The organism is Allostigmatella hybrida, from assembly GCF_020103775.1.
In the GTDB taxonomy this organism is placed as follows: Bacteria; Myxococcota; Myxococcia; order Myxococcales; family Myxococcaceae; genus Hyalangium; species Hyalangium aurantiaca.
The window spans coordinates 18,398-32,468 of record NZ_JAHXBH010000048.1 but is presented as its reverse complement, the minus strand read 5'-3'; the positions used below and the strand labels follow the sequence as shown (position 1 = coordinate 32,468).

At 71.0% G+C, this 14,071-nt stretch carries 10 protein-coding genes; 7 read left to right on the top strand and 3 right to left on the bottom strand.

Features of this window, described 5'->3' with window-relative positions; all coding sequences use genetic code 11:
- Nucleotides 1-328 precede the first annotated feature (328 nt).
- The 7 genes from KY661_RS35930 (at nucleotide 329) to KY661_RS35900 (ending at nucleotide 11,527) form a co-directional block, all read left to right on the top strand.
- Entirely contained in the window at nucleotides 329-2,251 is a 1,923-nt protein-coding gene (locus KY661_RS35930; protein WP_225414494.1) for an AAA domain-containing protein, read from the top strand.
- A 32-nt stretch (nucleotides 2,252-2,283) separates the two neighbouring features.
- Nucleotides 2,284-2,949, top strand: a complete 666-nt coding sequence (locus KY661_RS35925) for a (2Fe-2S)-binding protein (RefSeq protein WP_225414493.1) — start codon at nucleotides 2,284-2,286, stop codon at nucleotides 2,947-2,949.
- A gap of 16 nt (nucleotides 2,950-2,965) precedes the next feature.
- On the top strand, nucleotides 2,966-3,952 hold the full coding sequence (locus tag KY661_RS35920; protein WP_225414492.1) for an FAD binding domain-containing protein: 987 nt from the start codon (nucleotides 2,966-2,968) through the stop codon (nucleotides 3,950-3,952).
- Nucleotides 3,949-6,180, top strand: a complete 2,232-nt coding sequence (locus tag KY661_RS35915; RefSeq protein WP_225414491.1) for a xanthine dehydrogenase family protein molybdopterin-binding subunit — start codon at nucleotides 3,949-3,951, stop codon at nucleotides 6,178-6,180. The genes KY661_RS35920 and KY661_RS35915 overlap by 4 nt, the downstream gene beginning before the upstream one ends.
- Nucleotides 6,181-6,270: 90 nt before the next feature.
- Nucleotides 6,271-7,119: an alpha/beta fold hydrolase gene (locus KY661_RS35910; protein WP_225414490.1), complete on the top strand. Its 849-nt coding sequence runs from the start codon at nucleotides 6,271-6,273 to the stop codon at nucleotides 7,117-7,119.
- 182 nt (nucleotides 7,120-7,301) lie between these two features.
- Nucleotides 7,302-10,295: a choice-of-anchor D domain-containing protein gene (locus tag KY661_RS35905; protein WP_225414495.1), complete on the top strand. Its 2,994-nt coding sequence runs from the start codon at nucleotides 7,302-7,304 to the stop codon at nucleotides 10,293-10,295.
- A 119-nt stretch (nucleotides 10,296-10,414) separates the two neighbouring features.
- Entirely contained in the window at nucleotides 10,415-11,527 is a 1,113-nt protein-coding gene (locus KY661_RS35900) for a serine/threonine protein kinase (RefSeq protein WP_245768646.1), read from the top strand.
- 29 nt (nucleotides 11,528-11,556) lie between these two features.
- Here KY661_RS35900 and KY661_RS35895 read toward each other — a convergent pair whose 3' ends face one another.
- The 3 genes from KY661_RS35895 to ttcA are packed head-to-tail and all read right to left on the bottom strand — an operon-like array spanning nucleotide 11,557 to nucleotide 14,039.
- On the bottom strand, nucleotides 11,557-12,381 hold the full coding sequence (locus KY661_RS35895; protein ID WP_225414489.1) for a phosphate/phosphite/phosphonate ABC transporter substrate-binding protein: 825 nt from the start codon (nucleotides 12,379-12,381) through the stop codon (nucleotides 11,557-11,559).
- Nucleotides 12,382-12,390: 9 nt separating this feature from the next.
- Nucleotides 12,391-13,221: a tellurite resistance TerB family protein gene (locus KY661_RS35890; protein ID WP_075007517.1), complete on the bottom strand. Its 831-nt coding sequence runs from the start codon at nucleotides 13,219-13,221 to the stop codon at nucleotides 12,391-12,393.
- Complete coding sequence (gene ttcA, locus KY661_RS35885) at nucleotides 13,200-14,039, bottom strand: tRNA 2-thiocytidine(32) synthetase TtcA (protein WP_225414488.1); 840 nt, start codon at nucleotides 14,037-14,039, stop codon at nucleotides 13,200-13,202. The genes KY661_RS35890 and ttcA overlap by 22 nt, the downstream gene beginning before the upstream one ends.
- Nucleotides 14,040-14,071 lie beyond the last annotated feature (32 nt).

Here is a 14,071-nt window from a genome sequence, read left to right as displayed (position 1 = left end):
CCGGCGGGGGCTCCTTCCAAAGATGCTCCCGGCGCCTGACCCTTGCTGTCCTCTCAAGCCACCGCTTCCCCTCTCGCCAACCCCTCCTGCTGCCTTCCTCCTCCATCACCTTGAAAGGGGTGCGGCTCAGAGCCTGGAGGTGCCCTGGCACTGCTCCAAACGCTGGGCCAGCGGCCCCTGCCCGCCGCCACGGCACCAGCGTCTCGCAGCCGTCGTAGCTCCCGCAAAGTCACCGCCTTCCGGCGCTGGGGCCGCCAACCCGGGCCCCCAGGCCAGAGTCCACCTTGTATGGTGGGGCTGTTTCCGTTCCCAGGGAGTCCCCCTCCATATGTCCCGAGACGTCTCCTTCTTTGATCAGCTTGGCAGGCTGCTGTCGCTGGAGCGCGAGGCGGAACGCGCCCGCTCCGCCGCCCTGTCCGAGCGCCTCACCTTGAGCGAGCGCGCCGAGCAGGGGCTCTCCGTGCTGGACCTGGAGAGCATCGAGGAGGAGGTGGGCCTCGGCGGGCGCATCCTCATCACGCTGGCCCGCGCGGACCGGGCCCCCTTCCCCGCCCGCATCCACAACGGCGACTCCGTCGCGGTGATGCCCCGCCGCGCCGAGGTGAAGGAGCCCGCGCAGGCGCTCGTCTCGCGCGCCACGCGCACCCGGCTCCAGCTCGCCTTCGACCGGGCCCCGCCGCCCTTCCTCCACGAGGGGCTGCTGCGCCTGGACGTCGTCCCCAATGACGTGACGTATGAGCGCATGCGCGCCGGGCTCGCGCGGGTGAAGGCCCTGGACAAGGGCGTCGAGCGCCGCCGGCGCGAGGTGCTGCTCGGCAACGAGCCGCCCCGCTTCGAGAAGCCCGCCGCCACGCCCCCCTCGCGCCCGCTCAACCCCGAGCAGGCGGACGCGGTGAGCCGCGCGCTGGCCGCCGAGGACTTCTTCCTCGTCCACGGCCCGCCCGGCACCGGCAAGAGCACCGTGCTCGCGGAGGTGGCCGTGCAGGCGGTGGCCCGGGGCGAGCGGCTGCTGTGCACCGCCGCCAGCAACGCCGCGGTGGACCACCTGCTGGAGCTGTGCCTGGAGCAGGGGCTGCGCGCCATCCGCGTGGGCCACCCGGCGCGCGTGGCCCCCCGCTTCCAGGAGCACACCCTGGACATCGTCGTGGAGGAGCACCCCGACCGCATCCTCTCCCGCGAGCTGTTCGACGAGGCCTTCTCCCTGTTCGGCTACGCGCGCCGCCAGCGCACCCAGGGCCGCAGCCGCGAGCGCTTCTCCAACGCGCGCTCCTCCACCGCCGAGGCCAAGGGGCTCATGGACGATGCGCGCGCGCTGGAGCGCAAGGCCGTGCGCGCGGTGCTGGAGCGCGCCCAGGTCATCTGCGTCACCCTGGCCAGCCTCGGCTCCGGCGTGCTCGCCCACGAGGAGTTCGACCGGGCCCTCATCGACGAGGCCACCCAGGCCACCGAGCCGCTGACGCTCCTGGGCTTCCTGCGCGCCCCCAAGCTGGTGCTCGCCGGAGACCCGCAGCAGCTGCCGCCCACCGTGCTCTCCCAGGAGGCCGCGAAGGCGGGCCTGGGGGTGAGCCTCTTCGAGCGGCTGCTCGGGGACCACGGCGAGGGCGTGAAGCGGATGCTGCGCGAGCAGTACCGCATGAACGCGCGCATCATGGAGTTCCCCTCGCGCGAGATGTACGGCGGGGAGCTGCGCGCCCACGAGAGCGTGGCCGGGCGCACCCTGGCGCCGGTGCTCACCCCGGGCGTGGAGCTGGATGCCCCGCCGGTGCTCTTCCTGGACACCGCCGGCAAGGGCTTCGAGGAGCAGGAGGAGGAGAGCACCCACAGCCTCTTCAATCCCGGCGAGGGGGAGCTCATCGTCGCCCGGGTGAAGGCCCTGCTCGCCGCCGGCCTCTCGCCCCGGGAGCTGGCGGTCATCGCCCCCTACAGCGCCCAGGCCTTCCACCTGCGCGAGCGCGTGGAGACCCTCTCCCCCGACATCGAGGTGGACACCGTGGACGCCTTCCAGGGCCGCGAGAAGGACGCGATTCTTGTGAGCCTCACACGTTCCAACGCGGACGGAAACCTTGGCTTCCTGACGGATTTGCGCCGCATGAACGTGGCGATGACGCGGGCCCGGCGGCACCTGTTCGTCGTGGGAGACTCGGCCACCTTGAGCGCGCACCCCTTCTATGCGCGCTTCATCGAGGGCACACAGTCCGATGGCAGCTACCGCTCGTCATGGGAGTGGCCCGAGGCGGAACATTCTGATTAGCGTAGGTCCGTTGTCCTATTGACGGAGGTGCCATGACGCATCCGAAGCAGCCGTTGCCGGACGAGCAGGCTCACCCCGAAGGGCCGGCGGATGAAGCCCCGGGTGGAAGCACCCGGCGGGAATTCATCGCCACCGCCACGGTGGGCAGTGCCCTGTTGTTGGAAGCGTGCCGTCACACCTCCGAGGCGCCCTCGGCGGGCGGAGGCACGGAGCTGCCCGCCGCGCCCTCCGAGCTGGAGGTCTCCCTCCACGTCAACGGCCAGGAGCAGATGCTGAAGGTGGACTCCCGCACCAGCCTGCTGGATGCGCTGCGCGAGCGCATGGGGCTCACCGGGACCAAGAAGGGCTGTGACCATGGCCAGTGCGGCGCCTGCACGGTGCTCGTGGATGGCCGGCGCGAGCTGAGCTGTCTGTCGCTCGCCGTCATGCAGCAGGGCACGAAGATCCAGACGGTGGAGGGGCTCGCCGAGGGCGACACGCTGCACCCGCTGCAGCAGGCCTTCATCGAGCAGGACGCCTTCCAGTGCGGCTACTGCACGCCGGGGCAGATCATGAGCGCGGCGGGGCTGATGAAGGAGCCCTGCGGCGCCTCGGACACGGACGTACGTGAGGCCATGAGCGGCAACCTCTGCCGATGCAGCGCCTATCCCAACATCATCGCCGCCATTCAACAGGTGCGGCGTCAGCCGAAGCAGTAGGCCCGGGGAAACCACCATGCATCCTTTTCACTATGAACAACCGAAGGAGCTGGGCTCCAGCGTGGAGCGGGTCAGCCGCGTGAAGGGGGCCACCTTCCTCGCCGGCGGCACGGGTCTCTTGGACCTGATGAAGCTCGGCGTGGAGACGCCTGCCCTGCTCGTGGACGTGCGCAAGCTGCCGCTCGCGCAGATTGAGGAGCTTCCCGATGGGGGCATGCGCCTGGGCGCCCTGGCGCGCAACAGCGACGTGGCCTTCCACCCGCTCATCCGCGAGCGCTACCCGATGCTCTCCGAGGCCCTGCTCGCGGGCGCCTCGGGGCAGATCCGCAACATGGCCACCGTGGGCGGCAACATCCTGCAGCGCACCCGCTGCCCGTACTTCCGCGACGTCACCACCCCCTGCAACAAGCGCCAGCCCGGCTCGGGCTGCTCCGCGCTGGAGGGAATCAACCGCGGCCACGCAGTGCTGGGCGTGAGCGAGTCCTGCATCGCCACCCACCCCTCCGACATGAGCGTGCCCCTGGCCGCGCTGGGCGCCACCGTGCGCATCCAGGGCGCCCAGGGAGAGCGCACCGTGCCCTTCACCGACTTCCACCTGATGCCGGGCACCACGCCCCAGCGCGAGACGGTGCTGGAGCACGGGGACCTGGTGCTCTCGGTGGACGTGCCCGCCCTGCCCGCCGCCAAGCGGTCGCTGTACCTCAAGGTCCGGGACCGGGCCTCCTATGCCTTCGCGCTGGCGTCGGTCGCCGCCGCGCTGGAGGTAGAGGGCGGCGTCATCCGCCAGGCGCGGCTGGCGCTGGGCGGCGTGGCCACCAAGCCGTGGCGCGCCGTGGCCGCCGAGCAGAAGCTGGTGGGCCAGGCGCCCTCGCCCCAGCTGTTCCAGGAGGCGGCGAAGGCCGCGCTGGAGGGGGCCAAGGCACGCGAGCACAACGGGTTCAAGGTAGAGCTGGCGCAGCGAATCATCGTGCGCGCCCTGACGACGCTGGGAGGCCGCTCATGAGCAGCAAACTCATTGGTCCGCCCATGAGCCGGGTGGACGGCAAGCTGAAGGTGACGGGCAAGGCGCTCTACGCGGCCGAGTACAACCCGCCGGGCATGGTCTACGCGGCCATCATCCAGAGCACGGTGCCTCGCGGCAGCGTGCTGCGCATGCAGACGGCCGAGGCCGAGCGCGCCCCGGGCGTGCTCGCGGTGCTCACCCCGCGCAACGCGCCCAAGCTGGCGGGCGCGGACAAGTACATGGCCAACCCCATCATGCCGCGGCTGGCCGCCATGCAGGACAGCGAGGTGTTCTACAACGGCCAGCCCATCGGCGTGGTGGTGGCCGACACCTTCGAGCGCGCCACCCACGCCGCCTCCCTCGTGCGCACCTTCTACGTGGAGAAGCCCGCGTCGCTGGACCTCGAGGCGGGCATGGGGGGCGCGGAGCCGGCCCAGGGCAACTTCGGCGCCCCGCCGCCGGGCCACGAGCGCGGGGACGTGAAGGCCGCGCTGGCTTCGGCCGCCGTGCGCGTGGAGGCCACGTACACGACGCCCACCGAGACGCACAACCCCCTGGAGCCCCACGCGGCCATCGCAGTGTGGGACGACCCCGAGCACCTGACGGTGTACGACGCCAACCAGGGCGTCCACTTCGTCCGGATGTTCCTCTCCCAGCTCGCCGGGCTGCCGCCGGACAACGTCCGCGTCATCTCGCGCTACGTGGGCGGGGGCTTCGGCTGCAAGGCGCTGCCCTGGTCCCACAGCATCCTGAGCGTGCTGGCCGCCAAGGCCGTGAACCGCCCGGTGAAGCTGGTGCTCACGCGCCAGCAGATGAACACCCTGGTGGGCTACCGGCCGCACACGGTCCAGAAGGTGGAGCTGGGCGCCACCGCCAAGGGCAAGCTCACCGCCCTGCGCCACACGGGCTTCTCGGAGACCTCCGAGAAGGACAGCTTCTCCGAGCCGTTCACCAACACCTCCAACATGCTGTACGCGTGCCCCAACGTGCACACCTCGCAGAAGGTGGTGCGGCTCAACGCGGGCACGCCCACCTTCATGCGCGGCCCGGGCGAGGCCCCCGGCACCTACGCGCTGGAGAGCGCGCTGGACGAGCTGGCGCACGCGCTGAAGATGGATCCGCTGGAGCTGCGGCGCATCAACCACGCGGACATGGACCCCGAGCACAACCGGCCCTGGAGCAGCAAGTCGCTGCTCGAGTGCTACCGCGTGGGGGCCGAGCGCTTCGGGTGGAAGAAGCGCTCGCTGCAGCCCCGGGCCACCCGGGACGGGGAGGTGCTCATCGGCTCGGGCATGGCCACCGCGCTCTTCCCCGCCATGCGCTTCCAGTGCACCGCCACGGTGCGCCTGCTGGCGGATGGCTCGGCCACCGTGCAGTGCGCCGCCGCGGACATCGGCACCGGGGCCTACACCGTCTTCACCCAAGTGGCCGCCGACACGCTGGGCATGGCCCCGGAGAAGGTCCGCATGGAGATGGGGGACACGGTGCTGCCCCCGGGGCCGCTCGCCGGCGGCTCGGCCAGCACCGCCTCGGCCGCGCCCGCCATCCAGAACGCCTCCAAGCAGGTGCTCCAGGAGCTGGTGAAGCTGGCCATCGCGGACACGGGCTCGCCCCTGCACGGCCTGGCCGCGCAGGACGTGCTCACCGAGGGCGGCTCGCTCGTCTCGCGCAAGGACCGGAAGAAGGCGGAGACGTTCGCGCAGCTCCTCGCGCGCAAGCAGCTTCCGCACGTGGAGGGCAAGGCGGACACCGTCCCCGAGCTGCCCGACAAGCAGAAGCACTCCGGCTACGCCTTCGGCGCCCACTTCGTCGAGGTGCGTGTGGACGAGGCGCTGGGCACCGTGCGCATCAGCCGCATCGTCTCGGCCATGGCCGCCGGCCGCATCCTCAACGCCAAGACGGCGCGCAGCCAGATTCTCGGCGGCGCCATCTTCGGCCTCGGCATGGCGCTCACCGAGGAGACGCTGAGAGACCCGCGCCTGGGCCGCGTCATGACGGCGGACCTGGCCGAGTACCACGTGCCCGTGCACGCGGACGTGCCCGACATCGACGTGCTCTTCGTCGAGGAGGTGGACCCCCACGTCAACTCCATGGGCATCAAGGGCATCGGTGAGATTGCCACCACGGGCATCGCCGCCGCCGTGGCCAACGCCGTCTTCCACGCCACCGGCAAGCGCGTCCGGGATCTGCCCATCACCCTGGACAAGGTGATGCAGGCCTCGGTGTAGGCAAACGATGTAGGGAAGCAGGCCTTTCGGGAGGCGGACATATCTTCCGCCTCCCGAACGGGATAAGCGGGGGTCCCAGGAGACCCCCGCGTGCCCCCATCCTTCGAGCCCCACAGCCTGTCGGCCCACGGTCTGGCCCTGCACGTCCGCCAGCGCCACCCCGAGGGCAGCCGCGCCGTGTTGTTCCTCCACGGCTGGTTGGACCACTCGCGCAGCTTCGACTGGGTGCTGGAGCACCTGCCGGACACCTGGCGGCTCATCCTCCTGGACTTCCGGGGCATGGGGCGCAGCGCCCACGTGCCGCCCGGGGGCAGCTACTCCTTCGCCGACTACCTGCTCGATGTGGAGTGCACGCTCGACGGGCTCCACCTGGACAAGGTCCACCTGGTGGGCCACTCGCTGGGGGGCATCGTCGGCGCCGCCTATGCCGCCGCGCGCCCCGATCGCGTCCAGAGCCTCACCCTCATCGAGAGCCTGGGCCCCCTGGGCGGCCCCCCGGAGGGTGCACTGGACCGGCTGCGCGGCTTCCTGGAGGACGCCCAGCGGCGCCCCCGCCGCAAGCACTACGCGAGCGTGGAGGAGGCCGCCGCGCGCCTCCGGGAGAACAACCCGACGCTCACCGAGGCCGCCTCGCTGCACCTGGCGCGCTACGGCACGGAGCCCTTGGAAGGGGGCGTCGTCTTCCGGTTTGATCCGCTGCACCGCCGGCGCTTCGGCCACGGCTTCGACGAGGCCCAGTGGCTCGCCATCCTGGGCGCCATCACCTGCCCGGTGCAGCTGCTCCACGGCAGCCACGGCCTGTCCTTCGAGGATCCGCAGACGCGCGCCCGGCTGGCCGCCCTGCGCTCCCCGCCCCCGCTCACCCTGTCCGGGGGCCACCACGTCCACATGGAGCAGCCCGAGGCCGTGGCGCGCGCATTGGAACACTTCATCCGCTGATCTGCCCCTGATCCGAGGCGCGTGAGGAAAAGTCTTTCACCCCCCAGGGCACTGGCCTTCCACCCCGCCCGTGTAAACCCTTGATTTGACGATCCAAGGGGGCTGGTACGGTCCTTGAAAGCAGAAGTTCCCGGAAGAGCCCCCTCCTGGGGGGCATGGACACGGACAAGGGCGGGACGGACATGGGTCAGGGGTGGGGCTGGGGACGGGTCCTGGGGCTGGCGACAGTGGCGGCCATGGCGGCGTGCCACGAGCCGGGACGCACGCGGGCGGTGGAAGCCGCCGCGGTGGTCGACACGGAAGCGCTCGATTTCGGCGAAGTGCCCGTCGGGGAGTGGCGGGAGCGGGAGGTGCTCATCCGCAACGTGGGCTATGTGCCCTTCTCCGCCCTGGAAGCGCTGGCCTTGGAGGGCAACCCCTCGTACCAGGTGGAGCTGACCAACGGCGGCGGCCGGGTGATGCCCGGCGAGTCCCTGCCGGTGAAGGTGCGCTTCCACCCGCTGCGCGAGGGCAGCATCGAAGAGCGGGTGCGCGTGGCCACGGACGCCAACACGGGCAACGAGCACACCGTGCGCATCCTGGGCATGGGCGCCCCCACGCAGGTGGGCATCCAGCCGCCGGTGCTCGACTTCGAGACGCTGGAGGTGGACAGCGACCGGACGCTGTCGCTCACCATCACCAACCCGGTGGACCTGCCCCTCACGGTGACGCTGGGCGGCGACTACGCGGGCACCTTCTCCACGGACACCATCACCATCCCCCCCAACAGCACCCAGCAGGTGAGCGCCAAGTACCTGCCGCGCGAGCTGGGGAAGATGGGGGCCCGCGTGGAGGTGCGCTCGTGTGACGGGTGCACCCCGTCCACGGCGGACCTGGCGGGCAACTCCGTGGCGAGCGCCTTCGTGTTCGAGCCCACGCCGGTGCCCTTCGCCCCCATTCCCGTGCACGAGCGCACGGAGACGGTGGCCCGGGCGCGCAACATCACCTGGCGGCCCGTCACCATCTCCGCGCTCAACACGAGCGACGTCTCCTTCACCACCATGACGCAGCTGGATGGCCGCGCGGTGCAGCCGGGCGAGGCGGTGGACGTGCGGATGGAGTTCGCCGCCCGCGCCTCGGGCCCCAAGGTGGCCAACCTCACGGTGAACTACGCCTCGGACAAGGCGCGCAAGACGGACGTCATGCTGGATGCGCGCGGCGGCCAGCCCACGCTGGCGGTGGCCCCGGTGGCCCTGGACTTCGGCGAGCTGCCCGTGGGCGGCAAGCTGGGCAAAACCATCCGCATCACCAACGGCGGCACCAACGGCAACCTGCTCTTCCGCGGCGTGCGCGCCGGCGGGGGCACGGGCAACTTCAGCGTGAACGTGGCCACGCGCGGCACCCAGACGTACCCGTGGACGGGCGGCGCCTGGCCGGAGCTGCAGGCCGGTGACGTGCCCATCGCCCCGGGCACCGACGCGCTCGACCTCCAGGTCTTCTTCGAGCCCACGCTGGATGGCAACCACAGCGCCACGCTCACGCTGCTCTCCAGCGATCCGTTCACCCCGGAGCGCACCATCGTCCTCACCGGGCGGGCGCGGGTGAGCGGCCCGTGCGTCTTCGAACTCACGCCGCAGCCGGCGCTGGACTTCGGCAACGTGGTGCCCGGACGGGGCGCGGTGCTGGGCTTCCGCATCGGCAACCCCAACCGCGCCGAGTGCGCGGTGAAGGACATCCACGTCTCCAACAGCGCCAACGGGGCCTTCTACATGCCCGGCGGGCGCATCGACGGCGGCATCCTCGCCTACGACACGGCCTTCAGCGCCCAGATCGCCTTCCGGCCGCCCGCGGCGGGCACCTACGCGGGCGAGCTGAAAATCACGGTGAACAACCCCTCGCAGCCCACGGTGACGCTGCCCCTGCGGGGCGTGTCCGAGACGAGCTGCCTGGTGGCCGCGCCGTCCTTCGTGGACTTCGGGCCCATCCGGTACGACTGCCAGACGCAGCCGCGCCGCACGCTCATCTCCAACCGGTGCCACCAGCCCATCACCGTCGTCTCGGCGGAGATCGGCGCGGGCACCAGCACCCAGTTCCAGCTGGCCACCCCGCTCACGGCGCCGCGCACGCTCGCCCCGGGCGAGGGCTTCGAGCTGGAGGTGACGTACTCGCGCACCGTGCTCGGCCAGCACTTCAGCCCGCTGTTCCTGCGCACCGACTCCGAGCCGAACCCGCTGCTCGTGCCGCTCCTGGCCGAGACGAACCACGAGGGCCTGCAGCTCGACCAGTTCACGCAGGGCACGGACAGCCAGTTGGACGTCCTCTTCGTGGTCTCCAACACGACGACCATGCAGCCCTATCAGCAGCGGCTGAAGGCCGCGCTGCCCGGCTGGCTGGAGCATGCCCGTCAGCAGGGCGTGGATGTGCGCGCCGGCGTCACCAGCACGGGCCTGGTGTCCCGGGGCCCCACGTGTGGGGGCGGCGCGCAGGGCGGTGAGGCGGGCCGGCTCTTCCCGGTGGACGGCAGCCGCTCGCGCGTGGTGAGCAGCACCTCGCCCACTGCGGCCCAGACGCTCCAGTCCAACGTGGAGGTGGGCGTGTGCCACAACCTGGTGCAGGGCCTGGAGACGACGCGGCAGGCGCTCTCCTCGCCGCTGGTGGACAGCGTGGATGACGTGCGCACCCCGCAGCCCAACGACGGCAACCTGGGGCTGCTGCGCGACACGGCCCGGCTGGCGGTGGTGGCGCTCGCCGACGAGGACGACCACTCCGGCTTCGCCCCGGACAGCTACATCCAGTTCCTCCAGGCGATGAAGGGGCCGGGGATGACCCACCGCACCCAGTTCTACGCGCTGGTGCCCACCGACGGCAGCTGCAGCACGGCCGGGGACTCGGGGGCACGCTTCGCCGAGGTGGCTCAGGCCACGGGCGGCGCGGTGGGTTCGGTGTGCCAGGGCAGCTACGAGTCCTTCCTGGAGCGCCTCATCCGCCGCGCGGGCGAGCCTCAGGCGGACTTCACCCTGACCGCCCAGCCCTCCACCACGGACGCGATGACGGTGCGCGTGCAGGGCCGGACGCTGGATCCGTCGCAGTGGACCTATGACGGCGCGCGCAACGCGGTCGTCTTCCGGCAGGGCGCGGTGCCCCAGACGGGGCAGAACATCCAGATCCGCTACCGGAGCGTCTGCCAGGGTCTCTGAGACACCGGGGAAAATCCCCGCCGGCGGGCTTCCGCTGGCGGGGGCCCCGCAGGTATCGTCCCGATGACGTGGAGACCTTCGGGCGATACGAGTTTCTGAGAAAAATCGCCTCGGGCGGCATGGGACAGGTGTTTCTGGCCCGCCAGAAGGGGCCGGTGGGCTTCCAGAAGTTGCTGGTGGTGAAGCGGCTCCTGCCCCACCTGTCCGAGGAGGAGGAGTTCATCCAGATGTTCCTGGACGAGGCGCGCATCGCGGCGCTCCTCAACCACCCGAACATCGCCCAGATCTACGAGCTGGGAGAGGTGGACGGCATCTACTTCATCGCCATGGAGTACGTGCACGGCGAGGCCATCGCCGAGGTGAACAAGCGGGCGGTCCAGCGCAAGGGCCACATGCCGCTGGAGCTCAAGTGCCGCGTCATCGCCGACGCGGCGGCGGGCCTGGATGCCGCCCACCACGCGCGCAGCCCATCGGGGCGCAAGCTGTCGCTGATTCACCGGGACGTGTCGCCCCAGAACGTGCTGGTGGGCTTCAACGGCAGCGTGAAGATCATCGACTTCGGGGTGGCCAAGGCGGCCGGCAAGCTCGCGCAGACGGTGGTGGGCACCATCAAGGGCAAGCACGCGTACATGTCCCCGGAGCAGGCCCGGGGCGAGCCGTTGGATCACCGCTCGGACGTGTTCGGCCTGGGCACGGTGTTCTACGAGCTGCTGACGCAGACGCGCCTGTTCAAGCGCGAGTCGGAGCTGGCCACGCTCAAGGCCGTGGTGGGCACCAAGGTGGTGGCCCCCTCGGAGGTGACGCCCGGCATCCCCAAGGCGCTGGACGCGGTGGTGCTCAAGGCGCTGGCGCGCAACCGCGACGAGCGCTTCGGCACCGCGGGCGAGCTGCAGCTGGCCATCGAGGACTTCCTCGTGAAGCACCGGCTGCCCGGCACCACCGGGCACCTGGCCGCCTTCATGCGCGAGCTGTACACCGAGGAGCTGGAGGAGGAGTTCTCCACCGAGCCCACCATCATCGCGTATGACCCGCGCCTGATGGGCGGCCGCAAGGCGCAGGCCCCTGGCGAGGAGACCTCCGGCCCCACGGCGGTGGCGCCCCCGCCCAAGGCCCCCGCGGCGGCCAAGGCGGTGCCGCCGGCCCGGGTGCCCAAGTCCATGCAGGGCACCGAGCAGAAGGAGATCTCCCGGAAGACCACCGTCCCGCCCAAGGGCGGCAAGGGCGAGAAGTAGGCCCCCTGCCCCGGCGGGGGCGGCCCGGATTAGAGGCTGGCCAGCGCCACCCGGTACAGGGCGCGGTAGCCCATGCGGGGGGCGGGCTCGAAGCGGTCCGCGCTGAAGACGCCCGAGAGCAGCGCCTGGCCTTCGGGCGTCTCCGGCAGGCCGAGCAGCGTCTCCTCCAGCTTGCCCGCGAGCAGCGACGGGACGGCCATGGACACCGGCACCCCGTCATTGGGGGCCTCGTCCGTGTAGGCCAGCAGCTCGAACTTGTCGCCCGCGCCGGGCCCCAGCACCTTGTCCACGCCGGCGGTGAAGGACAGGCCCGTGGAGGCCGGCGGGCAGAAGACGCTCGCCACGGCCACCGTCCCCGAGAGCACCGCCTCCAGCGCCCCGCGGTAGGAGCCCGCGAAGTGCTGGGAGGAGAAGGTCCGCACCGGCTCCACGCCCTGGGACTTCAGGTAGGAGGTGGGCAGCAGGTAGCCGGCCACCGCATCCCGGTCCACCCACGCCGCGGCCAGCCCCTTCAGCCGGTCCACGGACAGCCCCGCGCCCGCCTTGCAGAGGAGCGCCGCCCGGTAGGAGGACAGGCCCAGGCGCACGCCGCGCACCAGCACGCGCACGCCCATGGCCTCGGTGCGCGCGCACACGAACGGCGGGGCCCAGGCGGCATCCGCGCGCCCGGAGAGCAAGTCCTTGGCGAGCACCTCGTAGCTGGCGGCCACGCTCACCTCCACGGGCCGGCCCAGCGCCCCCTGGAGGAAGGACATGAGCCGGTCCGCGCGCTCCCGCACACCCTCGGTGCCCAGCGACGGCGGCAGCTCGAAACGGAAGGGACTGCGGGCCGGAGAGGGGGTGTTGGCGGACATAGAGGAAGTCTACGCCCCCGAGCCCTTGTCGAGCCGAGCCACCTCGTCATCCGCCAGGCCGAAGGTGGCCTGGAGCAGCTCCAGTAGGCGCTGCTCGGCGGGGCTGGCCTTGCCCGAGGCGTGGGCAATCTTGGTGGCCAGCCGGTACGCCTTCACCCGCTGCTTGTGCGTGGTGAGCCCGTGGGCCAGCACCTGGAGCCGGCGCGGCAGCCCCTCGGTGGCCAGCGCCGCCACGGCCTCGCCCACGAACCCCTGGGCGCGCTCGGGGCTGACTTCCTGGAAGGCGGGGTCCGCCGCCAGGCTCTCCACGAGCGCCCGGGCCTCCGCCTCCTTGAGCTGGCCGTCCGCGGCGCTCACCAGCACCATCACCTCGGCGTACAGGCGCTCCAGCGGCTCACCCAGCGCCTCGGACAGGCTTCCGCCCTTCTCGATGATGTCGATGATCTGCGCCACCTCGTCCTCGGAGATGCCGAGCGCGGCCTGGATCGTCTTGAGCAGCCCCAGCTCCAGCTTCGTGGCGCGCTGGTCCGCGAACGCCACCGCCGCGGCCAGGCCGAAGGCGAGCATCCGGTTCTTGTGGTCCGGCAGCCGCGAGCGCAGCGAGGCGAGCACCACCTGGAGGTCCGTGGCCTCCGAGAGCCGCTGGGCGCTCGACTCCACCAGGGCGTTGAGCTCCTGGGCACTGGTGCCCTCGAACTCCGGGCGCTCGATGACCCGCCGGAGCAACGTCTGAATCTCGCGCTGGGAGACGGAGCCGTCGGCGATGGCCGCCAACAACATCGTCTCGATCAGTGCGGCATTGCGCTGCTTACGGGCGGTCAAGGCCTGCTCTCGAGGCATACGCTGGCGTTCCCTTCAGGGTGGGGGGTGGCGGTAGAGGCTTCTTCCTTCGCAACCGGCGAGAGGAAGTCGAAAAGTTCGCGGTCCATCAAGTGGCTGGGCCGCACGTTGCCCATGGCCGACAGCACGCTCTGGCGGACGTTGGGAATCTCACGCCCCAGCTCCTCCACCAGCCGCTGCATGCGCTTGCGCTGCAGGTTCTCCTGGGTGCCGCACAAGTCGCACGGGATGATGGGGAAGCCCTTCAGCTCGGCGAACTGGGCAATCTCCTTCTCGGGCGCGTAGCACAGCGGCCGGATGACGGTGTTGCGCCCGTCGTCGCTGCGCAGCAAGGGCGGCATCGCCTTGAGCGAGCCCGCGAAGAAGAGGTTGAGCAAGAGCGTGTGGATGAGATCGTCCCGGTGGTGCCCCAGGGCAATCTTGGTGCAGCCCAGCTCCACCGCCGCCGTATAGAGGATGCCCCGGCGCATGCGCGAGCAGACCGAGCACTGCGTCTTGCCGGGCGGCGTCTTCTCCAGGACGATGCTGTAGGTGTCCTCCTTCAGCATCTTGTAGGGGTAGCCCTCCTTCTGGAAGTACCCCTCCAGCTTGTCCGCGGGGAACCCCGGGTGGCCCTGGTCCAGGTTGACCGCGAGCAGCTCGAAGCGCACCGGGGCCCGGCGCTGCATCTCCCGGAGCAGGTACAGCAAGGTGTAGGAGTCCTTGCCACCCGACACCCCGACCATGATGCGGTCGCCTTCTTGAATCAGACCAAAGTCCGCGATGGCCTTGCCCAGGTGACCGAGCAGGTTTTTTTCCAGCCGTTGGATGTCGCTCATGGCCGGCCCATCCTACCGATGGCGGCGGAAAA

Bases quoted from the DNA above. Each gene is read 5' to 3' on its own strand.
- KY661_RS35930 (WP_225414494.1), top strand. From the start codon at position 329: ATGTCCCGAGACGTCTCCTTCTTTGATCAGCTTGGCAGGCTGCTGTCG.
- KY661_RS35925 (WP_225414493.1), top strand. From the start codon at position 2,284: ATGACGCATCCGAAGCAGCCGTTGCCGGACGAGCAGGCTCACCCCGAA.
- KY661_RS35920 (WP_225414492.1), top strand. From the start codon at position 2,966: ATGCATCCTTTTCACTATGAACAACCGAAGGAGCTGGGCTCCAGCGTG.
- KY661_RS35915 (WP_225414491.1), top strand. From the start codon at position 3,949: ATGAGCAGCAAACTCATTGGTCCGCCCATGAGCCGGGTGGACGGCAAG.
- KY661_RS35905 (WP_225414495.1), top strand. From the start codon at position 7,302: ATGGGTCAGGGGTGGGGCTGGGGACGGGTCCTGGGGCTGGCGACAGTG.
- KY661_RS35900 (WP_245768646.1), top strand. From the start codon at position 10,415: ATGGGACAGGTGTTTCTGGCCCGCCAGAAGGGGCCGGTGGGCTTCCAG.
- KY661_RS35895 (WP_225414489.1), bottom strand. From the start codon at position 12,381: ATGTCCGCCAACACCCCCTCTCCGGCCCGCAGTCCCTTCCGTTTCGAG.
- KY661_RS35890 (WP_075007517.1), bottom strand. From the start codon at position 13,221: ATGCCTCGAGAGCAGGCCTTGACCGCCCGTAAGCAGCGCAATGCCGCA.
- ttcA (WP_225414488.1), bottom strand. From the start codon at position 14,039: ATGAGCGACATCCAACGGCTGGAAAAAAACCTGCTCGGTCACCTGGGC.